Annotated in this window: 17 protein-coding genes and 1 riboswitch; of the genes, 12 read left to right on the forward strand and 5 right to left on the reverse strand. The window is 37.4% G+C overall.

What is annotated here, in order from left to right; genetic code table 11:
- The first annotated feature begins 478 nt into the window (after nt 1-478).
- From OO184_RS06310 to OO184_RS06325, 4 genes are all read left to right on the forward strand, one after another.
- Nucleotides 479-1465, forward strand: coding sequence for a glycosyltransferase (locus OO184_RS06310; RefSeq protein WP_265378440.1), 987 nt, complete (start codon nt 479-481; stop codon nt 1463-1465).
- Between the two features lie 744 nt (nt 1466-2209).
- Nucleotides 2210-2536, forward strand: a complete 327-nt coding sequence (locus OO184_RS06315) for a phage holin, lambda family (RefSeq protein WP_049582457.1) — start codon at nt 2210-2212, stop codon at nt 2534-2536.
- 9 nt (nt 2537-2545) lie between these two features.
- The gene (locus OO184_RS06320) at nt 2546-2947 is read left to right on the forward strand and encodes a structural protein (protein WP_265378441.1); all 402 of its coding nucleotides are present in this window, start codon (nt 2546-2548) and stop codon (nt 2945-2947) included.
- Between the two features lie 9 nt (nt 2948-2956).
- A complete protein-coding gene (locus tag OO184_RS06325) occupies nt 2957-3406 on the forward strand; it encodes a lysis protein (protein ID WP_265378442.1) in 450 nt (149 codons plus the stop codon).
- A gap of 88 nt (nt 3407-3494) precedes the next feature.
- Here the strand turns inward: OO184_RS06325 and OO184_RS06330 are convergent, their stop codons facing one another.
- The gene (locus tag OO184_RS06330) at nt 3495-3890 is read right to left on the reverse strand and encodes a VOC family protein (RefSeq protein ID WP_049582451.1); all 396 of its coding nucleotides are present in this window, start codon (nt 3888-3890) and stop codon (nt 3495-3497) included.
- A gap of 670 nt (nt 3891-4560) precedes the next feature.
- On the opposite strand from OO184_RS06330, the gene OO184_RS06335 reads away from it, so the two are divergent.
- The 4 genes from OO184_RS06335 to tehB all read left to right on the forward strand — a co-directional run bounded on the left by OO184_RS06335 (nt 4561) and on the right by tehB (nt 9458).
- A complete protein-coding gene (locus tag OO184_RS06335; RefSeq protein WP_265378443.1) occupies nt 4561-5706 on the forward strand; it encodes a polysaccharide export protein in 1146 nt (381 codons plus the stop codon).
- The gene (locus OO184_RS06340; protein ID WP_265378533.1) at nt 5706-6134 is read left to right on the forward strand and encodes an arsenate reductase/protein-tyrosine-phosphatase family protein; all 429 of its coding nucleotides are present in this window, start codon (nt 5706-5708) and stop codon (nt 6132-6134) included. The genes OO184_RS06335 and OO184_RS06340 overlap by 1 nt, the downstream gene beginning before the upstream one ends.
- Before the next feature lie 71 nt (nt 6135-6205).
- Nucleotides 6206-8353 (forward strand): polysaccharide biosynthesis tyrosine autokinase, encoded by a 2148-nt coding sequence (locus OO184_RS06345; RefSeq protein WP_265378444.1) that lies wholly within the window; start codon nt 6206-6208, stop codon nt 8351-8353.
- Nucleotides 8354-8600: 247 nt separating this feature from the next.
- The gene (gene tehB / locus OO184_RS06350; RefSeq protein WP_265378445.1) at nt 8601-9458 is read left to right on the forward strand and encodes an SAM-dependent methyltransferase TehB; all 858 of its coding nucleotides are present in this window, start codon (nt 8601-8603) and stop codon (nt 9456-9458) included.
- 376 nt (nt 9459-9834) lie between these two features.
- Here tehB and OO184_RS06355 read toward each other — a convergent pair whose 3' ends face one another.
- A complete protein-coding gene (locus OO184_RS06355; RefSeq protein ID WP_265378446.1) occupies nt 9835-11427 on the reverse strand; it encodes an FGGY-family carbohydrate kinase in 1593 nt (530 codons plus the stop codon).
- A gap of 627 nt (nt 11428-12054) precedes the next feature.
- Here OO184_RS06355 and OO184_RS06360 point away from each other — a divergent pair.
- Entirely contained in the window at nt 12055-13422 is a 1368-nt protein-coding gene (locus OO184_RS06360; protein ID WP_265378447.1) for an alanine/glycine:cation symporter family protein, read from the forward strand.
- Nucleotides 13423-13467: 45 nt separating this feature from the next.
- On the opposite strand, the gene OO184_RS06365 is transcribed toward OO184_RS06360, so the two are convergent.
- Nucleotides 13468-14952, reverse strand: coding sequence for an aldehyde dehydrogenase family protein (locus tag OO184_RS06365; RefSeq protein ID WP_265378448.1), 1485 nt, complete (start codon nt 14950-14952; stop codon nt 13468-13470).
- A gap of 397 nt (nt 14953-15349) precedes the next feature.
- On the reverse strand, nt 15350-16486 hold the full coding sequence (locus tag OO184_RS06370; protein ID WP_265378449.1) for an ABC transporter substrate-binding protein: 1137 nt from the start codon (nt 16484-16486) through the stop codon (nt 15350-15352).
- 634 nt (nt 16487-17120) lie between these two features.
- Between OO184_RS06370 and OO184_RS06375 the strand changes: the two genes are divergently transcribed.
- On the forward strand, nt 17121-17573 hold the full coding sequence (locus OO184_RS06375) for a DUF6694 family lipoprotein (protein ID WP_265378450.1): 453 nt from the start codon (nt 17121-17123) through the stop codon (nt 17571-17573).
- Between the two features lie 278 nt (nt 17574-17851).
- Nucleotides 17852-18023, forward strand: a riboswitch (M-box (ykoK) riboswitch).
- Between the two features lie 74 nt (nt 18024-18097).
- Nucleotides 18098-19171 (forward strand): magnesium transporter, encoded by a 1074-nt coding sequence (locus OO184_RS06380; RefSeq protein ID WP_265378451.1) that lies wholly within the window; start codon nt 18098-18100, stop codon nt 19169-19171.
- A gap of 406 nt (nt 19172-19577) precedes the next feature.
- On the opposite strand, the gene OO184_RS06385 is transcribed toward OO184_RS06380, so the two are convergent.
- Complete coding sequence (locus OO184_RS06385) at nt 19578-20243, reverse strand: PAS domain-containing protein (RefSeq protein ID WP_088373351.1); 666 nt, start codon at nt 20241-20243, stop codon at nt 19578-19580.
- Between the two features lie 803 nt (nt 20244-21046).
- On the opposite strand from OO184_RS06385, the gene OO184_RS06390 reads away from it, so the two are divergent.
- The gene (locus OO184_RS06390; RefSeq protein WP_265378452.1) at nt 21047-21511 is read left to right on the forward strand and encodes a PAS domain-containing protein; all 465 of its coding nucleotides are present in this window, start codon (nt 21047-21049) and stop codon (nt 21509-21511) included.
- Nucleotides 21512-21515: the final 4 nt, after the last annotated feature.

Raw genomic sequence — 21515 nt, forward strand, 5'->3', positions numbered from 1 at the left:
ATTACAGTAATATTGGAAAATCTAAAATATCCTATTGATTTTATCAAGTCGCATAGTAATAACTTTAAGAGATTCGTGTTGATCTCCCATCCACGCTATTGCCAAATTACTATTCAAATATTTTTATTTTTTATTGTTACAATTTTAGCTCATAATTACTTAAAATTCGTTAAATAGAGTGTGGGTTACCTAATTATTTTAATTTTATTTGCTACATTTACCGATTTATTTAACCTATTCCAATAGGTTTGGATGACTATTACTATCCTTACAACAGACAGTAATACCTAAATTCCCGGCCTATCCTTTTATCATTATCACACTTAATTGTTGCTTTTTTGATGAAAATTTTTAACTCCATCTATAACTGACGCTTAAAGTATTGTATGGTCTGTGAATAGCAATGGGGAAAAGGCACATTTTTACTATGAAAATAATATTTTTATCAAAAACAACTAACTTATTAAAAGGACTATAGATGTTTAAGTTTGATATTACTATCATTATCCCTATATTTAATGATGAAAATAATATAGTCTATTTGTTGGATTCAATATCTGTACAAGAAAATGTTAATTTTGAGGTTGTCATTATTAATGATGGCTCAACAGATAATAGCTTAGAAGTCATTAATAAATATAAAAAAAGAGATAATAGAATACGGATCTTCAATCAAGAGAATCGTGGTGTTTCAATAGCTAGGAATGATGGAATAAAATATGCGAGAGGAGAGTGGATTTTATTTGTTGATAGTGATGACTGGTTGAAACCACAAATATTAAGAAAATGGCTTGATCACGCTATTGAACAGAAATTAGATGTGTTAATTGGCAATGGAGTCAGTTTTACAGAAGATCCATTTTCACAAGAGAATAAAAGGATAACACGTAGACAACCTTATGGCCGGGTATTAACGGGTAAAGAGTGGATAGAATATTGTGTTGAATGTAGAGAATGGCCACATTTTGTTTGGTTACAACTTATTAAAAAAGAGCTTATTATAAACAACCAACTAAGTTTTAGAGAAAATACCCTTCATGAAGATATCTTATGGACAATTAATTTGTCACTTATAGCGAATCGAATTGGATTTTGTGAGGAGTTATTATATTGTTATCGACATAATTTGGAATCAATAACTCGCTCAAGAGAAATTAAAAAATTATATCATCGGGCTGATAGTTATATTACTGTCGTTGATTCAATTATTAAAATCTCAAAAGAGATTAAAGGTGAAAAATCGTTAAGAAGATCACTGAGCCGTCATGCAATACGAGAGGTTGGCAGTTTTTTTATTTTGTATAGAAAAAGGATACAAGATCCCTCCTTAAAAAAATTACTTGCAAAACGTTTTGTTGAGAAAATTGCTCTGAGAGATTTATTACCAGGTGTACATGATTATCATGAATTATGGTTTATTATACGTTGTAATCTAATCTTAGTATTAAGGAGATTTATGGTCTAGTGGTTATGATATGCTAGAATTCATTTTTCCGGGTTAAATAATTGAGAATATCAGCATACATTTAGGGATACTTGAGCAATTTGATAAGAACAAAGGTATTTATATTAGCAGAGGGAAGAGTGATTTAGCCTTGATTTAGCACTTATTTTGCTTTTAAATGAATCAGTAAAAATGAGGTCTCTATAAAAAAACAACAATACATTTCAGAGTTTAAGTGCATGGTGATCGTATTGATACTTGAAAGTAGAAAATTCAAGGCGAGGTAATAACGCGTTGTTTTTAATTGAGAGGTAAGGTATTAGAAAATTAAAAAATAGATAGAATATGGTTTCTTGTAGAATAATAGCTGACAGGAAGAGTATTATTAATTGGAATAGTTAATGCCTTAATAAATTATATATACCCTATGGATTTCAAGATGCATCGCGACGGCAAGAGAGCGAATCCCCGGGAGCATAGATAACTATGTGACCGGGGTGAGCGAGCGCAGCCAACAAAGAGGCAATTTGAAAGATAATGGGTATATCTGTTAATTATTATTATTCCCTTGTACATAATGATATAGAGCCCGAGTTTGTTGATGAGCTCGGTATTATACTAAATGCAAGTAATCACCTTATAAAATTTAAGGCTGCGCTATGTGTGGCCTTTTCTTATTCTACTGATTTCGCAGTATTCCTATTAACTCAAATTTAAGGCTACACGGCAGCCTATGGATTCCCATTATATGAATGGGAGTAAAGGATGAAATACATGGATAAACAGCCTGACATCTGGATGCAGCTATGGGTATGGCTGCTGTCAGTCAAAGAACAAGGTATTGGTGCGGCACTGGCGGCCGCAATGGCTTATCTCAGAGGTCGATATAACGGCGGTAAATTTTGGACGACAATTATGGATTCTATTATGTGTGCCATGATTGCCTGGTTTATCCGTGATGTGTTGAAGTTTTTTGGTATGAGCACGGACTTGGCTTACATCGGCAGTGTCATTATTGGTTATCTGGGAACTGACTATTTTGGTCAGATCTTAAGAAAAGTTGTTAATAACAAAACAGGTAATAAACAGTAGGAGTGAATTATGAGTAGAGGTATTCGAAACAATAACCCTGGCAACATTCGTTGGGGTGATGATTGGCAAGGCTTGGTACCGGAATCACAACGTACCGACCAATCTTTCTGTCAGTTTGTCAGCCCTGAATATGGTATTCGGGCAATGATTAAAATTTTGCATAATTACAATCGGAAACATGGCCTTAAAACAGTGAAAGGTATCATTTCACGATGGGCTCCCCATAATGAAAATAATACTGATGCCTATATTAACCACGTATGTAAGGACACGGAGGTGACTGGTGATCAGGTTGTTGATGTATTTAATAAGGTATTTATGACAAAGCTTATTAAGTCGGTTATTACCATGGAAAACGGTAGTCAACCTTATAGCAATGCGGTCATTGATAAAGCCTTTTTACTTTTGTAGAGCGATATTATGAAGTTTAACTCTCATGGTTATACTGTTATTGCACTAGCGCTTGTCTCGCTTCTGGCTTACCACTATTACGGTAAGTATACCAAACAGCTTGATACGACAGTTAAGCTACAGAGTGAGCTGCTGGAGCAGCAGAATGAAATCGTTAATCAGCAGGAGCGGATAAAGCTCCTGTCTGAACTGGATAATCAGCATACAAAGGAACTTGCTAATGCGAAATCTGAAATTGATGTTCTTCGCAATGATGTTGCCGCTGGTCATCGTCGGTTGCGCATCGCGGCCACCTGTCATCAAGGCGAAGCCAGTTCCTCCGGCAGCGTGGGCCATGCAACCCCCCCACGACTTAACCCAGCAGTTGAACAAGATTATTTCGATCTCCGAAGAATGATTGTTGAGAATGAACAGCAAACGAAATACTTGCAAGAATATATCAAAACTCAGTGTCAATAGCTGAGTTTTGATAATGTTATTGCGTAATATAAAACAACGTAGGTATGGGTTGGTTATTAGGGCAAGTATGCTTAAGGTCGATTAATAATCAAACAGGGAATACTGTGTTTTGTAACACAACCCGATAACCATCAATATCTTCGAATGTTTTTCCATCAATATCCCAATATGGGTTGTAAGAGGGGACCGCAATAAAGCCAGCGTTTTTCATTAATGATATCTGTTCTAACCATTCTGAATGGTCTGATATATAGAAGGCCAATAAATTGTCCTGTGTGGGGGATCTTCCTACTGTTGTGCCACGATGATGGGTAAATTCGAGATGCCAGAGATGATTTGGATGCCCTAGAATAATACCATCAAAGTTTTCATGATCTTCGAATTGCTCTAGGATAATAAATCCTAAACCTTGGCAGTACATTTCAGCAACTTGAGTTAAGTTGTCAGTTGGTCTGGCGATTCTTAGTATGGTTGATTTTTTCATGGTAATCCCAGTTGATAAAGTTTTTGTGGAATATTCCCAATTCTCAGATCTTCTATTGCTATATAAAACGACTGGTAATGGTAGTTGATAAACGTGAAAAGTACAAAGTGGTAATCTTCAAAATTAAAACAATCTAAAAATATCAGATAATGCCGAGCTATTATTTATGGTATAACAAAATTTAGGGTTTTATAGTTGGGGTTGTTTGATAGGTTCGTTGGTTATTTCTTATTTTTTATCATCATCTCAATCACTAAAGTCTCTTATATGAACACTGATTTGGTGTAAGTAGGTCTGTGTTTTTTCACAATATCATCGAGAATATGTATTCATTTTCGATAAATTCTGATAAATATCCTCACTATTATTTGAGGGGCTGCTCTTACTTTCTGTTTGTAATAATATCTTATAAAATATATTAAATAATAAAATAATTAATAAATTTACTACCTATTATTTAATAGTCTGAGTTTTTCAAAGCCATTAAGTTGATTTCTATTGTTTTTACCAAGTGATATGACCGGTAGCCCAGTAGCTTGTGGCCCTTAAGCAAAATTTTTATATTATATTATATTTTATTATATTATAATCTAGTTTTGTTAGGGAGATTATAATTAATACTATTTTCTGTATTCTTTTTTGTTTATTATTTTTTAAGGATAAATTTCTGATGAATATTAAGGAATTAATTATAGTTCTGGCATTGTCTGGTTCTATGCTATTAGGTGGTTGTACGGTTATACCTGGGAGTGGCCTTACTGTTTATAATAAAGAAGTAATCAATGATGGTGATAGTAACTATGATATTAATAATTTAGTAAATGTTTATCCAGTCACACCACAGTTAATTGAAAAGTTACGAATAAATTCTGCTATTGCACGTCCTAATCCTGAATTAGATAAAGAATTACAGCAGTATGAATACCGTATTGGTGTAGGTGATGTCATTATGGTTACTGTTTGGGATCATCCTGAATTGACGATACCAGCCGGGCAATACCGTAGTGCTAGTGATACGGGCAATTGGGTACATTCTGATGGAACGATTTTTTATCCCTATGTTGGTAAGCTTCATGTCAAAGGGAAAACGGTCACTCAGGTGCGCACAATGATTACCGATAAGTTATCGAAGTACATCGAATCACCTCAAGTTGATGTTAATATTGCTGCTTTCCGTTCACAAAAAGCCTATGTAACAGGTGAAGTTATCAGGTCTGCTCAACAACCGATCACTAACGTTCCCTTAACCATTATTGATGCGATCAACCATGCTGGCGGCTTAACCGAAAATGCTGACTGGAGGAGGATCATTTTGACTCATAAGGGAAAAGAAACGATTATTTCTCTTCAGGATCTGATGCAGAATGGTGATTTGAAACAAAATCGTCTGCTCTATTCTGGCGATATCTTATACATTCCTCGTAATGATGATTTGAAAGTGTTTGTTATGGGGGAAGTCAAAAAACAGACTACTCTGCGTATGGATCGCAGTGGAATGACGTTGACTGAAGCATTGGGTAATGCTGAGGGTATAGATCAATTATCAAGTGATGCTAATGGCATCTTTGTCATCCGCTCACTGCGTAATGTTCCTGATAATAAAGGGAAAATAGCCAATATCTATCAGCTCAATGCTAAAGATGCAACGGCTTTGGTGTTGGGAACGGAGTTTAATTTGCAGCCTTACGATATTGTCTATGTTACCAGTGCGCCAGTCGTTCGCTGGAATCGGGTTATCAATCAGTTGGTGCCAACGATATCAAGCATTAATAGCCTGACTGAAACAACTAAGTGGATTCGTAAGTGGCCGAATTAATGTTTAATTCTATTCTGGTTGTTTGTGTGGGTAATATCTGTCGATCTCCGACAGGAGAGCGTTTATTGCGGCAGATATTTCCTCAGAAGGAGATTTATTCTGCGGGAATATCTGCTTTGGCTGGTAACCCTGCAAATGAGATCTCAAGTAAGGTTGCGGCTAAATATGGATTGTCCCTGGAGGGACATACAGCACGTCAACTAACCAGTGAATTATGCCAGCAGTCAAGCTTGATCTTAGTTATGGAAAAAAGACATATTGAGGCTGTAAACAGGATAAATCTAGGGGTAAGGGGGAAAACAATGCTTTTTGGTCATTGGTTAAATAGAATGGTAATCCCCGATCCTTATAAGTCTGATATCGAGGTTTATGAATATGTGTATCAGTTATTATTTGAGAGTGCTAATAGTTGGTTGGGGAAATTATAACTTATAAGTATTTTTAAATTCTGGGTTTGCTGTTCTTCATTACTTATCAATAAAGTAATTATAGGCTTCTTATGACTACATCAGATAAATCAAGTCACACTCATACGGATAGTGATGAAATTGATTTAGGCCGTCTTCTTAGTGCCTTATTCGATTATCGCTGGGTGATTGGTGGAATTACCCTATTGTTCACCGTTATTGGCCTTTGTTATTCCTTGATTGCGACTCCGATATACAAGGCAAATGCTTTATTGCAGGTTGAAAAGAGAAGTAGTGCATTGCCTTTAATCGGTGATATGGCGGATATGCTTTCTGGGAGACAGTCAGATACATCGGCAGAATTGGAGTTATTAACTTCCCGAATGATCTTGGGAAAGACAGTAAAGGATTTAAATTTGGATGTTCAGGTTACAGCGGATTATTTTCCTGTGATAGGTAAGGGGATTGCCCGCCTTCGTGGTATGCCAAAGCCTGACATTATTATTAAACATTTTACAGTATCACCTGAATATATTAATAAAGGGATAAAAATATATGTTGACGATGCAGAAAATTATCGGTTGTTGTTTGATGATCTGGTTTTCCACGGGCAAGTGAACAAAGTATTTGATACTGATGGCATAAATTTGCTTATCTCAAATATTTCAGCTTCTCCAGGGCAAAGTTTCACGTTGGTTAAACGAGGGCCGTTAGGTGTTATTCGCGGGCTGCAACAAACTTTGCGGGTAAAAGAAAAAGGTAATAATACGGGTATTATTTCGCTTGAAATGGAAGGTGATGATCGTGCAAAAATAAAATCAATACTGGATAGTATTGGTAAAAATTACTTGCAACAAAATGTGACAAGAAAGACGGAAGAGGCTGAAAGTAGTCTTAATTTCTTAAAAAATCATTTGCCTAAAGTTAAAATTGAGCTCAATCGTTCTGAGGAGTTGCTTAACCAATATCGTCAAGCGAATGAATCTATCGATTTATCACTTGAAGCAAAATCGGCTCTGGAGACATTGGTCCAAATTGAGAAACAGATTAATGAGTTGACTTTCAGAGAAGCTGAATTACAGCAATTATATACCAAACAACATCCCGCTTATGTTGCATTGCTTGATAAACGTAAAACTTTGGTTGATACCAAAAAGGAGCTGAATCAGTCAATCAAACGGTTACCTAAAACGCAGCAGGAAATTTTACGTTTGACCAGAGATGTTCAAGTTGGTCAAGAAATTTATGTGCAATTACTCAATAAACAGCAAGAGTTAAACATCTTGAAAGCAGGGACAGTGGGTAATGTACGTATTATTGATGAAGCGATTGTAGAAGGTTCAGCGGTAAAACCGAAGAAGCCACTGATTATTGTATCTATGATGGTATTGGGGTTTATATTGTCTGCTGGGTTGGTTTGCATACGCGTCATGTTTCGCAAAGGAATCGAAAGTCCCGAACAGTTGGAAGAAATAGGTGTTTCCGTTTATGCCACTATTCCACTATCTGGGACCCAAATTAAACTTGAGCAACAACAAAAAAAGCGAACTCATCGTCAGAAATTGCGGTTATTAGCGATTCAAGATCCCACTGATTTAGCTATTGAAGCATTACGCAGCCTTAGAACAACCTTGCATTTTTCAATGATGGAATCTGCAAACAAAATTATTCTTCTTTCGGGTTCTGCTCCTGAGCTAGGAAAATCTTTTATTTCAGTAAATCTTGCTGCTGTATTGGCACTAAGTAATAAACGCGTACTTTTAATCGATGCAGATATGAGAAGAGGTCGTTTACATAAAGTATTGGAAAATCCTCAATCTTTGGGGCTGTCTGAATATTTAGCTGGTCAGCATCAGTTAAAAGAGATTATTACCAGAACTTATCTTACTGAGCTTGATTTTGTTAGTCGAGGTGTTATTCCGTCTAATCCATCGGAATTGCTTATGCATAACAGGCTTAAAGAATTATTATCTTGGGCAGAAGAGCATTATGATTATGTCTTGATAGATACTCCTCCTATTTTAGCTGTAACTGATGCTGCGATTATTGGAAGGTATGCAGGAACTTCATTGTTAATTGCTCGTTATCATAAAACAAGGGTTAAAGAAGTTAATGTTGCTATTCGCCGATTTAAGCAAAATGGCATTCATATTAAAGGTGTATTGCTAAATGCGGTAGAGAAGAAGTCTGGTCTCTATTATGATCATGGCGGATATTATCAATATAGTTATAAGGATTGATAGCCTTTTCTCCGGCTTGTGGGGGCCGGAGAAATTTTATCAATGAGCTCTTATTTTCTTTCATTTATTTCTTAATAGTAAATCAGTTCGTTCAATTTAAGAGAAAACGGATTATCTTTCCTTTCATCTTGCAAGCATGGCTATGATGAAACCCAGAGACTTTTCTTCTGGTGAATTTATGGCTTTACAGTTGTAGAATAGCATAATAAGATGCATTTAAAATGTAATTTATGATCAGAGACCTTCTATGAGCGACCTCATTTGTTATAAACGAATACCAATCTGGCAGAAGAATACTATTCCTGAAATGTTCACTGAGAGACATAATACTAAAGAAGGGACTTATGCTTGTCTTGAGATCCTTGAAGGTGAACTGGAATTTGTGACTTTCGATGGTGATCAGGAAGAAACTGCATATTTTAATGTGCAAAAGCAGCTTCCCATTATCCAGCCACAGGTCTGGCATAAGATTAAATGGGTAAGTGATGATATTAAATGCCAGCTTTCTTTTTTATGTGAACCACAACATCTGTTTTATAAACAAAATAATTTGTCATTACCTCACTCTGAAATTGTATATCTGGCAAATATTATTTCTCCTTGTAAGACATTAGATTTGGGGGCCGGTCGTGGCCGGAATACTTTCTATCTGGCAGAAAGAGGTTATGACGTTACAGCAGTGGATATTAGTCTACAATATATTGATGCAATTAATATTATTAAAGAAAATAATCAGATTAAAAATATCCGTACTGCTATTTATGATATCAACTCGCACAATATCATCGAAAAATATGATTTAATTATTTCAACTGTGGTACTGATGTTTCTGAAACGGGAAAAAATCACCGATATTATTTACAATATGCAAAAGCATACGAATAAAGATGGTATTAATTTGATTGTTTGTCCGGTTGAAACAAATTCTGCACCATATTCATTATTGCCATTCAAATGTTTCCTCATGCCAGGTGAGTTGGAGAGTTATTATTCTGACTGGGAGATTGTTAAATATAATGAAAACCCGGGTCATCTTCATAAAACTGATGAAAATGGCAATAGAATAAAATTAAATTTTGCTACGCTGATTGCCAGAAAGCGATGAAATATTTATACCCGTCATCTTTCAAGTTGCCTCTTTGTTGGCTGCACTCGCTCACCCCGGTCACATAGTTATCTATGCTCCCGGGGATTTGCTCCCTTGCCGTCGCGATGCATCTTGAAATCCATAGGGTATATACCCGTTATCTTTCAAGTTGCCTCTTTGTTGGCTGCACTCGCTCACATAGTTATCTATGTGACCGGGGATTTGCTCCCTTGCCGTCGCGATACATCTTGAAATCCATAGGGTATAGATGGATTATTAACGTTAGATTAATAGTAACAGTCGGTTCAATCGGCTATTGATTCATTTTCTCAGTTGCCATCATATAATGCGTATTTTATCTTGCTATATACTACCTGTTTTTATCATTTAAAGATTAATCGCCGGTTTGCATGATTTCGTTATATCGTTGCTGGTCCCGGTACATTTGCAGATAGACCTGATATTTGGCCTGATGAAATAAAAATGTCTCTTTCTCCGGTTTGATAATGCTACCGTCACGTACCATCGATTTCGCTGCTTGAGCGAAGTCCGCAAAGGAACCGCAAGCAACGGCGCCAAGCAAAGCAGAGCCAAGATTGACAGCATCCTCTTCCTGAGCAAGATAAATTTCGCGGCCGGTGGCATTGGCATATTCACGTAGCCATAGTGGGTTTTTAGTTGCGCCGCCACACATAACTAGCCGGTTTATTTTATGTCCTGCTTCTACTAATGCATCAATAATATGGCGGGTGCCATAAGCAATAGATTGCAGCGTTGCCAAGTAATGGCGGGCCAGAGCATCACGACTATCTGCCAGCGTTAGCCCGCTTACCATTCCCTTGGCATTAGGGTTTGCTCTTGGTGAACGGTTGCCGTGATGATCACCTAAAATATGAAGTTGTGCGGTCGGGTATTTTTCTTGCTTTTCTAACTGTGCGACAGCTTCATTCAGTAGCTGGTAGTAATGATGACCAGATTCCTCAGCTTCGGTTTCCAGCTCCAGCCAGCTATTATGTTGACGAATTGACCACTCAACTAATGCGCCGGCGGCGCTTTGTCCACCTTCGTTGAGCCAGTATCCGGGTAGCATTGCGCCGAAATAGGGACCCCAAACTCCCGGAACCATAACAGGATAAGGGCTGACAATCATGTGGCAGTTTGAGGTGCCGCTGATAATAACCAGGCTGCCTTCTGGATAGGCGCCAGCCAATGCCAATCCTCCGGCGTGAGCGTCGATAATACCACCAGCGACGATGACTCCTGTGTGCAGCCCAAAATCTTTAGCCACTTCAGCAGTTAGGTAGCCTGCTTTTTCGCCAATCTCGATGATGGTAGGCGGAACTTTATTTGTTAAATCTTCTAACCCAACATCATAAAGTAGTTTTTCGCTGAACTGTTTTTGATGGGCCAGATAATTCCATTTGCAGGTGAACGTGCAGATACTGGCTACATCAGCGGCAGTTGCTTTCCACACCAGAAAATCTGCTAAGTCAAAGAAACGCCATATATCCTGATAACGTTGAGGAAAGTGGTTTTTTAGCCATAAGATTTTCGGTAGTTCCATTTCAGGGCTGATTTCGCCACCTACATAGCAGAGTGCAGGGTCATTGGTTTGATTTATCGTGATGGCTTCCTTGATTGCACGATGGTCCATCCACATGATGATATCGTGTTCGGGATTACCATTTTCGGCCACAGAAACAGGGTGTCCTTCTGCTGCTACCGCGACTAGTGAACAGGTGGCATCGAAGCCGATTGATTTAACGTCAATAGGATTAATATTTGCCAGTGCAACAGCTTCTCTTACTGTTGCACACACTTGCGTCCAGATGTCTGTAGAAGATTGTTCAACAAAATCGGTTTTTGGATGAAATTGCTGGATAGGTCGAGCGGAGAATGCATGCCGTTTGCCGTGTTGGTCAAAAACCGCAGTACGGACACTGGCGGAGCCGACATCAACGCCAATGAAATATTGTTGTTCCGGCATGAGGTTCTCCTTTTATTCATTCATTAACCTAGGCTGATAAAATGAGTTGAGTGGAACAATAAAACAATGAGGTTATTCAATTCTTGTGAAGCGGCTCGAAAAAGATTAGGTGATTTTATGATGATAAAAAAATATCACCTATATTTTCTATTGTTCTTTTGAGTGATGTAATAAATCCATTCCAGAATAGTGGTTTGTTTAAAAGGAAAAACATGATAGGTAGAGCGAGCAAGATATTTTCAGAAAAATCGCTGACAATTTCTACGTAATGATTTTTTTCTTAAAAAATCGACTTCAAAAATAATATTAATAAGTTCATTAATTAACAAAAGACGGAGTGTAAAGAGTAATATTTTATTGTTTTGCTTTAATTAATCGGAATAATCAAATGATTAAGTAAATTATTTTGATTAAGATAGCGGCTTATATGTAAATATTTTTTAATGTATTTGGCGTGATAAATTTTTGAACATTCTAATCTTAAAATTCTATCGAGTGATATCACTCACAAGTATCAAATCTTTTTCCATTTTTACGAAATTTTTTCTCGCATATTTTCTGTAAATATTCTTTATTAAGTTGCTGCGCGTATGTTGTTATTTTGTTACGAGATGTCCGAGGGACTATATGGAATTAATCACAGAATGGCTGAGTGCTGTTAACGGGGTAGTGTTGGGAATACCGATGATGGTCGGTCTTCTGGGGGTTGGGTTGTTCATGCAGCTTCGCCTCTCTTTTCTGCCTATACGTAAACTGGGAACGGGTTTTAAATTACTATTTGAGCGTAATCATCAACGGGGAGAAGGGCAGATATCGCCATTTAACGCGTTGATGACAGCGCTTTCCGCCACCATTGGAACAGGTAATATCGCCGGTGTGGCTACCGCAGTTGTTTTGGGGGGGCCAGGCGCACTGTTTTGGATGTGGATAACCGCATTAGTGGGCATGGCGACCAAATACTCAGAGACGGTATTGGCAGTCCGTTTCCGTGAAGTTGATAAAAATGGTCACTATGTTGGTGGCCCTATGTATTACATAAAAAATGGTTTGGGTAAAAAATGGGCTTGGTTGGGGACGCTGTTTGCGGTATTTGGCAGTATTGCTTGTTTCGGTATCGGTAATACCGTACAGGCAAATTCTGTTGCTGATGTGCTGCAAAGTAACTTCGGCGTTTCTACCACGGTAACGGCCATAGTATTAGCGATTCTGGTTGGTGCAGTGCTTATCGGGGGTATTAAACGTATTGCTGATGTAGCAGGTAAATTAGTGCCGTTTATGACGGTTGCCTATCTTGCTGCTGGGGTTATTGTGCTGGGGGTGAATTTTAGTGAGATTCCCGCTGCATTTGTTCTGATTGTTAAATCTGCATTTACACCTGTTGCGGCACAGGGTGGTTTTGCGGGTGCGGCAGTATGGGCGGCAATTCGTTTTGGTGTAGCTCGAGGCATTTTCTCTAATGAAGCGGGATTGGGAAGTGCGCCGATTGCTCATGCAACCGCCAAAACTCAAAACCCGATTCGTCAGGGGTTGATCGCTATGCTGGGTACTTTCATTGATACCATTATTGTTTGCTCTATCACTGGCTTAACTATCGTCATTACGGGTGGTTGGCTGAATGGTCAGACAGGTGCGACATTGACAGCGACTTCTTTCGCTATGGCGATTCCTGGCGGCAATTATATTGTCGCGGGTGCTCTGGTAATATTTGCTTTTACCACCATTCTTGGCTGGAGTTTCTACGGTGAAAAATGTATTCAGTATCTATTCGGGCAAAAAGCTATTACGCCTTTCCGTATAGTATGGATTATTGCTTTGATGGTCGGTTCTACTCAATCATTGAACTTTGTCTGGCTATTGGCAGATACACTGAATGCAATGATGGCAATACCGAACCTGATTGCATTAGCATTGTTAAGCCCAGTCGTTTATCGGCTGACAAAAGAACATATCAAAGATGTGAATGCGGATAGTATTGATATTAAAGCAAGAATTTGAATAAAAGCCTTCCAAATGGAAGGCTTTTCTCATCACTGATTGAAATTATTCTTCACCGGTTTTGATATAGATGTTTTTAACCTGAGTGTAAGCATCCAACATCATTTTGTGTGTTTCTCTGCCAAGGCCTGATTTTTTGTAACCGCCAAATGGAGCGTGAGCTGGCAGTTCGTGGTAAGTATTAATCCACATACGACCCGTTCTGACAGCTTTGGCGACGCGTAATGCACGGTCAAGATCTTGTGTCCAGACAGCACCGGCCAGACCATAATCAGAATCATTTGCCATTCTGATTACATCTTCTTCGTCGTCGAATGGAATCACGGTCAATACAGGGCCAAAAATCTCTTCGCGCGCGACTCGCATGTCATTAGTGACATCGGCAATGATGGTTGGTTGGATAAAGAAACCATCATCATAACCTTCTCCAGTAATGCGTTTACCGCCGGTTAGAATGGTTGCGCCTTCTTGTTTTGCAACTTCTACGTATCCGAGAATTTTTTCCATTTGTTCCTGGCTGACCTGGCTTCCCATCTGAGTTTCTTTTTCCAGTGGATCGCCAACCTGGACAGATTCGAATTCTGCTTTCAGAGATTTGAGGAATTCATCATGAATATCTTTGTGCAGGAATAAGCGGGAACCTGATTCACACGCTTGACCTTGATTCAGCAAAATAGCTCTGGCCGCATATTCTACGGCTTTTTTCATCTTGGCGTCAGGGAAGATAATATTGGCTGATTTACCACCAAGCTCCAGCGTTGCAGGGATAAGCTTTTTGGCTGCGGCTTCGGCTACGGTATAACCTACTCTGGTGGAACCAGTGAATGCCACTTTTTCGACATCTTCATGATCCAAAATGGCTTGACCAACGACTGAGCCGCGACCTGTAACAATGTTGACTACTCCGGCTGGCAGGACTTTATTCAGTATTCGGCCTAATTCAAGCAGAGTGATTGATGTCAGTGTTGCAGGGTTGATAACAATGGTGTTGCCCGCTGCAAGAGCTGGAGCCAGTTTCCATGCCGCCATCAGTAATGGGAAATTCCAGGGAATTACCTGTCCGACAACACCAATGGGTTCACGGATCACCAAACTGAGTGTATTGGTATCCAGAACTGAAGCTTCATCGGTATGGGAACGGATCACACCCGCAAAATAGCGGAACTGGTCAACGGAAGCGGGTAGATCCATATACAGGGATTCATTTAATGGTTTTCCGGTATCCAGTGACTCAAGAATAGCAAAACGCTCTTGTTCTGCTTCTAGTAAGTCAGCAATTTTCAGCAGAATTGATTGTCTTTCAGTTGGTGAGGTTTGGCTCCAGGCGGAGAAGGCTTTTTTCGCGGCACTGACAGCAAGATCGACATCTTCAGCATTACCGGATGCATATTCAGCCAGGAGTTCTCCTGTCGCTGGGTTGTAACTTTTGGTTGTTTCTTTGGATACACTATCTACCCATTGCCCATCAATAAGCATTTTGTAGGATTCAACGGGCAACATCTCTTTCTCAATATCATGTAATCGTTTCATTAACATACTCCGAGTACTTTGGTTTAAGAATATTGGTTTAAGAATATTGGTTTAAGAATAGTTACATCTTGAATCTATTTCGTCTGGTTATTTTGTTTTTCATTCTTGTTAGTGAAGAGCGAATGATTCCTCGCATAAATCATCCCTGTTTGGGATAAATTATCAGGTTTTATATGATTTCATTATGTGAATATATTTGTACTTTATATTAATTGCTTAATCGAATTTATCTTGTCATATTCTATGTTTTTTTAATCACCAACTATAGTAGAGTACAAAATAATAGATGTCTATTAGCATGTTATATAAAATATTAGGTATATTAACAAACGGAAATTATAAATAAAGGGTGAAGCTAAGTATCCGTTGGCGTATTCCAACGGATTGAAAAGAAATATTATTTTGCTGTAATCCAGAATATCCCGTTACCATCAAGGGCTGTAAATGTTTTATGCAGATATAGGCTATCCGCTTGTGGATCGATATCTTCAAATAACTTCGGGTGCAGGAATTTAGCAATGATTTCAACAGCAATGATGTTAAACGGCGTATCGTAATATTGGTGGTACAGTGCTATTACTTGCTTTTCGCGGAATGCTCTTAATACGTTTAATTTGGGGCGTGTCAGTAATTTTTTCAGTCGTTCCTGTGACTGTTTTAGATTTCCAGTGTAGCCTAATGGTACAGAGAAGTTTCCGGGGAGGACTTTATCCCAATCTGCGGCAGTCATCAGATAAAATTCAGGATTACTGACGATTAATTGTTTTTCGTTTACCTCACCATCCATACCTGAGAACCAGCGAGCACCGAGGTTATCACCTCCTGCGGCAGTAACAAATTCGCCAAAATTGCCATTTCCGAAAGTTTTACAACAATATTCAGCACCTAACATGCCTGCATGGCGTTCAATAAATACTGGAGGACGCTGTTCTTTACCTAGCGTACCAACGCGTTGATTAATAATTTTCATCCTCTCTTGATAAAACTCAATAAATTTTTGTGCATTTTCTTCTTCACTAAATACTTTCCCAAGTAAAACCATGCTTGGAATCGTATTTGTTAGCGGATATTGACGGAAATCAATAAAAATAACCGGAATGCCCGCTTTTTCCAGTAAAATTATGGTTCCACTATCGTTGAGCTTAGTTTGAAGCCCAATATCAAAAATAACCAGATCGGGTTTATAAGTCAGCGCTTTTTCGACGCTAAAATCGCTTTGATAAGGATTAGGGAATACCGGAATATCCCGTAGTTGCGGGAACGCTTTTTCATAAACAATTGCCAAATCTGGAGATTTAATTTCCAGTGCATTATCCCAGGCGACAATACCTTTAAGCGGATTATCAGGATGAAGAATATTCAGTGCGATTAATACTCGGCTGTCAGCCAACATAATCCGATTGACCGGCGCGTTAACTTTAACCTTCCGGCCAGCAACGTCTTTGACTGTAATTTCTTTTGCTTGCGCAGAGACAGACAGTAACATCAATATGGCAGTCAGAAAATATTTTGCAGTGTAGTGGATGATTGCCATTATTCCTCCTTTGAATAAATAACGTTCTTGGTTGAACCACATAATTTGACAGTTGTGATTGGTCGTAAAGTGCAGTAGCAAGTCGTTGTATTCTATCCATTGAATAGTTAATCGAGACGATAAACGCAAGTACGATCACATCTAATTGGGTCCAAATCTGTTTATACTAATCTTAAAATGATAATGATAACAATTTACATTAATCAAATGGTTTTAGTGACTTTGGTAAATAATATTTTGATTTTTTACTATTTTTAAATAATAACAATGAGTTGAATGGTATTTGTGAGTTAAAAATAATTCTCATCTGGTGGGAAGTTATGAGGGTGGTTGGCAAAAGCAGCAGACTAAATTTGCCAAATTCTCTGGCAGATTGTGATGGTTCCAGCTACATTATTGATCTGAATATTAGCAATTACTGTGGTTGTATCTGGGCTTGTTTTTTGTCGGCGGTTGGTCGGGTGTTTTAGTCATCTGATAGATTTAGCAGGCAAAAAAAACCGTTTTTTATACTGTTGAAGAAATAACAAAGCCAGCAAAGAGGCAACTTGAAAGATAACGAATATATACCCTATGGATTTCAAGATGCATCGCGACGGCAAGGGAGTGAATCCCCGGGAGCATAGCAAACTATGTGACCGGGGTGAGCGAGCGCAGCCAACAAAGAGGCAACTTGAAAGATAACGGGTATAAACGGTTTATTGTTTCTGCTTCTGTTATTATTCCCTTGTTTAATATTCTGTGGGGGATGAATATGAAAAAATTGTTAGTAATTTGTTTGCTAGGATTTGTATTAGCTGGTTGTGATAGCCAACCTAAACTTGATGCTTCTAATGAAATCTCGTTGAAAGTCTCCATTGAGAAAGTAAGAGATGCGTTATCTGATGATAAAAAAGCGAAGTTTGATGAATCAATTCAATCGGCTATGTTTAATAGCATCGATTTTAATGATTTGGTTAAATCAGGTGCTAATGGTGATATGATGGAAACGAAACAAAAGTTTTATAAATTGCTGGATGGTAAAACTGCTGATCAATTGATCGCTGAAGTTGAAAAAATTGAAGCTAAGAGATCAGAAAATGAATAATTCCTTCATAGGGTTATTCTCATTAAAACGGCAAAAGGTGAAAATCTATACCCTATGGATTTCAAGATGCATCGCGATGGCAAGGGAGTGAATCCCCGGGGGCATATGAACTATGTGACCGGGGTAAACGAGTGTAGCCAACAAAGAGGCGACTTGAAAGATAACGGGTATGTGCCATTTTTTTATTATCATCAATAAATTAAATAAAACTTAAACAAACCCACTTTCAGTTTTGAATTATGACGACTTTTGCTTATAATATGCGCCGCATTCTAAGTGCAGTATCTCGTTAGGCGAGGCTCCTATACAAACACAGGTTGCTGATCTGACGACGTCGAGAGACGCCCAAGATTAGGACAGGATATATCGAACCAAGGTATATCCCCATGTAACTTTCTGATAATTCAGGATACGTTGTATAGTGCTAAAACTGAGACGTAGAGATAGTCATTGCATTCTCTCATCTGGTTTCGCCCCTATGTGAGTGCTGTTTGAAGTTCACAACAGTAATAGGGACCAACATCATGAACATCACATCCCATGAAAAAATGGATGCATTAGCAGTTGCTAATCATTCTTCTATTAATGAAATAAACGCTGATCAGCAACGGAAACATCGATTGAAAAATGAAGATGCAACTGTCAGCGCATATATGAGTCAGCGTTTCATTTCTGTATCTGTTGCTGATTCTGTTTTGTCGGTCAAAAGTCATTTAATTGATCAACTTGAAGATGAACAGATCCCAACCTACCTATATGTTATTGATGATGAAGGTTATCTTAATGGCATATTACCGGTGAAGGTGTTATTAACTGTAGCTGATGATTTATTTGTGTCAGAGATTATGAGACAAAGCTATTTTTCCGTATCACCGGAGCAGCCGCGTCATGATGTTTATAGTTTGATAAATCACAGTGGTATGGATAGTGTTCCGGTGACTCATTTTGGCAAATTAGTTGGGGTGCTGCGACCGCAGGATATTGCTGAATTGATTGAAGATGAAAACACGTTGGATGCTCATTTGCAGGGGGCGACTTTACCTCTGGAGCAGCCTTATCTGAGTACCAGCCCAATAACATTATGGCGTAAACGTGTCGGGTGGTTATTATTACTATTTGTTGCGGAAGCTTATACCGGTGCTGTGCTTAAAGCATTTGAAGATCAATTGGAAGCGGTAATTTCTTTAGCGTTTTTTATCCCGTTATTAATAGGAACGGGGGGCAACAGTGGGACACAAATTACCTCAACGTTGGTCAGAGCAATGGCGTTGGGGGAAGTGAGCTTGCGTAATTTATGGGCAGTGTTACGTAAAGAGATTTCCGCTTCATTTTTAGTTGCGGTAACGATAGGTTTTGCTGCGCTTATCCGTGCCTGGATATTAGGTGTCGGTATTGAAGTGACTATTGCTGTCAGTTTGGCCATCATTGCAATCACCCTCTGGAGTGCCATTGTTTCTTCCATTATTCCGATGGTATTGAAAAGGCTTTCTATTGATCCGGCTGTTGTATCGGCTCCTTTTATTGCCACGTTTATTGATGGTACAGGCCTGATTATCTATTTCGAAATAGCTAAATTAGTAATGACAGAACTCGTTTAAAATTACCGATAAGATGCCCATATTTATTGGGTATCTTATTGATTAAATTAGGAGTGAAAATAGTTTTTTATTTAAATTAATTTAATGTTTTTATATGGTTAATATTGGATTTTATCATCAATTAATATGAATTAAATGAACGAATTTAATATAGTAGAAATATATATTTAAAATAATTCAATTCATTAAAGTTATTTTCTGTTTTAGTGAATTGGTTTGTTATATTTGTAATTAATCTATATTAATTTGATGGATTTTTAATTTAAAAATTATTTGTGGTGATAAAATAGGTATTTTTTATTATATTGAATATGCCTGAGATTTTAACAGAATAAAATTCTGTTGTATCCCAGGCATGATCAATGATGCGCATCATAAGGCCAATTGCGTTCGCAGAAGTGGCCTTTTAAGTTAGTAAAAATTTCTCAGGTATATAGTGATGAAAATTATTGACTCGACAATATTCTTCTAATTGAAGAGTGGAATTAATATTTATTTTGTGATATATCCTGATCATATGGTTTTCAATTACACTAGAATCGAGGCTCAATATTGTTCCCATTTGCTTTCTTGTGTATTTCTGTAAGAAAAGGAAAATAATATCCCATTCACGCTCAGTAAAAAGATCTGTCGGTGGTTGGAGTAAAATGGATGAAGGAAGTTTATTATGATATTGATACAGATGGGTTAATGAATAGTCTTTCGCCTTCCAACAATGATATATAATGCCTATACAACTTCCATCTTCATGATAAAAAGGCATCTTTTCACAAAAATAAGATGATAGAATTTGCTCTTTACCAAATACATGTGTTTCAAGTGAGCATATATTTTTCCCTTTTTTCATTACTTCTTGATCATGATGAATATATTCCTTTGCAAATTCAGCGCCGGCCCAAGGGAGTTCATGATCATAAAGTCCACTGTAATCAAATGATGGTAAGAAATTTTTGATAGCATTTAACGCTTTATTACTATAAATAAAACATGAAGAACTATCTTTTATTCCCCAAGGTTCATTACTTATTTCCATTGTATTGATAATCTGAGGTGATATCGTGCAGTTCTTCATAAACACTCCTTGATAATTTGAAGATTAAATAAACGTCCTACTTTTGGATTCCCTAGTTTTTTCTGAAATATAGCAATAAAATTGATTTTTTTCATAAGAATTTTCTAGTTTATATGTTATGGAAGATTCGATTGTTGTTTATTATTTAACTTATTGTTTTAATTTCCTGTTTATTATGTTTAAAATAACGTGCTATACAGTAATATTTAGCAATCTATTAGTTAAAAAGTACATTTGTTGGTTAATTGATTATCTTACATATTCATACCATCCCAAAGAAGTAAAATATGGAGAACTATTTTTACGCCCCACGGTTCATGATTTTTCCATATATTAATGAGTTGTGGCGTGATATTTGATATAAAGTGCATTATTGAATATCTATCTATTTTAATGTAATTCTTTATTATAGGAAAATTAAATATAATGTTTAAATAGGACTAGTTACTTAATCATAACCTTAAATTTCCGGTGTTTTAGGTAAACCGGTATACTCCATACGAGTTCTACTTAATTTATCTTTAAAAAATTTTTGACGCTTGGCAATGGATTATAAGCAAGATCAGAAATCGATACACAAGTCACATTTTTACATTTCATGAAACCGGTTACATGAACAGCAAACTTATCTCACATTCCATTTGAAATAAATTAGTTACTTTATTGTAACAACCAATTCTAAACTGGAGCTTGAAATGTATGATTAAGAACAATCTTAATCTGAGACTAATTATACGAATAGCTGTTCTTGTTGATTGTTAAAATATTTTTCCATTTATATTCAACCTTATTGAAGGTCATATATGAGTCAAATCACCCCTCAGTTAACAAATATGTGGGACAAAAGTCATGATTCTTGGTTCGTAAAAGATAAGAATCTTCGTTTTATATATGCAAATAAAGTATTTATCAGATTAAGTAAGTTACCTGAAGACTTTAATGTCATTGGATATACTGCTAAAGAATTACCCACACCGTTTAATTATCTTGCTCACCTTTTTGAAAAACATGACCGTAAAGTCTTACAATCTATGCAGCGAATATCATCTATTGGAGCTGATCTTCAAAGCAATGGTCAACAACTTAATCCCTATTTTTGTGAAAAATACCCACTAATGGATGAAAATAACCAATGTATTGGAGTAATTGGTCGCATTAAAGAAATAAGCCATTTTTCAATACACAATTATATTAAACATTCCCCTTCTATACCTAATAGATTTCGAGTTGCAGCGCGGCGGCAAGTGAACGAATCCCCAGGAGCATAGATAA

It is taken from the genome of Photorhabdus aballayi (genome assembly GCF_026153155.1).
GTDB lineage: Bacteria > Pseudomonadota > Gammaproteobacteria > Enterobacterales > Enterobacteriaceae > Photorhabdus > Photorhabdus luminescens.

Coding starts and splice junctions, on each gene's coding strand:
- OO184_RS06360 (WP_265378447.1), top strand. CDS start 12,055: ATGGAATTAATCACAGAATGGCTGAGTGCTGTTAACGGGGTAGTGTTG.
- OO184_RS06380 (WP_265378451.1), top strand. CDS start 18,098: ATGAACATCACATCCCATGAAAAAATGGATGCATTAGCAGTTGCTAAT.
- OO184_RS06310 (WP_265378440.1), top strand. CDS start 479: ATGTTTAAGTTTGATATTACTATCATTATCCCTATATTTAATGATGAA.
- OO184_RS06370 (WP_265378449.1), bottom strand. CDS start 16,486: ATGGCAATCATCCACTACACTGCAAAATATTTTCTGACTGCCATATTG.
- OO184_RS06345 (WP_265378444.1), top strand. CDS start 6,206: ATGACTACATCAGATAAATCAAGTCACACTCATACGGATAGTGATGAA.
- OO184_RS06385 (WP_088373351.1), bottom strand. CDS start 20,243: ATGAAGAACTGCACGATATCACCTCAGATTATCAATACAATGGAAATA.
- OO184_RS06335 (WP_265378443.1), top strand. CDS start 4,561: ATGAATATTAAGGAATTAATTATAGTTCTGGCATTGTCTGGTTCTATG.
- OO184_RS06320 (WP_265378441.1), top strand. CDS start 2,546: ATGAGTAGAGGTATTCGAAACAATAACCCTGGCAACATTCGTTGGGGT.
- OO184_RS06365 (WP_265378448.1), bottom strand. CDS start 14,952: ATGAAACGATTACATGATATTGAGAAAGAGATGTTGCCCGTTGAATCC.
- OO184_RS06330 (WP_049582451.1), bottom strand. CDS start 3,890: ATGAAAAAATCAACCATACTAAGAATCGCCAGACCAACTGACAACTTA.
- OO184_RS06355 (WP_265378446.1), bottom strand. CDS start 11,427: ATGCCGGAACAACAATATTTCATTGGCGTTGATGTCGGCTCCGCCAGT.
- OO184_RS06390 (WP_265378452.1), top strand. CDS start 21,047: ATGAGTCAAATCACCCCTCAGTTAACAAATATGTGGGACAAAAGTCAT.
- OO184_RS06315 (WP_049582457.1), top strand. CDS start 2,210: ATGAAATACATGGATAAACAGCCTGACATCTGGATGCAGCTATGGGTA.
- OO184_RS06340 (WP_265378533.1), top strand. CDS start 5,706: ATGTTTAATTCTATTCTGGTTGTTTGTGTGGGTAATATCTGTCGATCT.
- OO184_RS06325 (WP_265378442.1), top strand. CDS start 2,957: ATGAAGTTTAACTCTCATGGTTATACTGTTATTGCACTAGCGCTTGTC.
- tehB (WP_265378445.1), top strand. CDS start 8,601: ATGAGCGACCTCATTTGTTATAAACGAATACCAATCTGGCAGAAGAAT.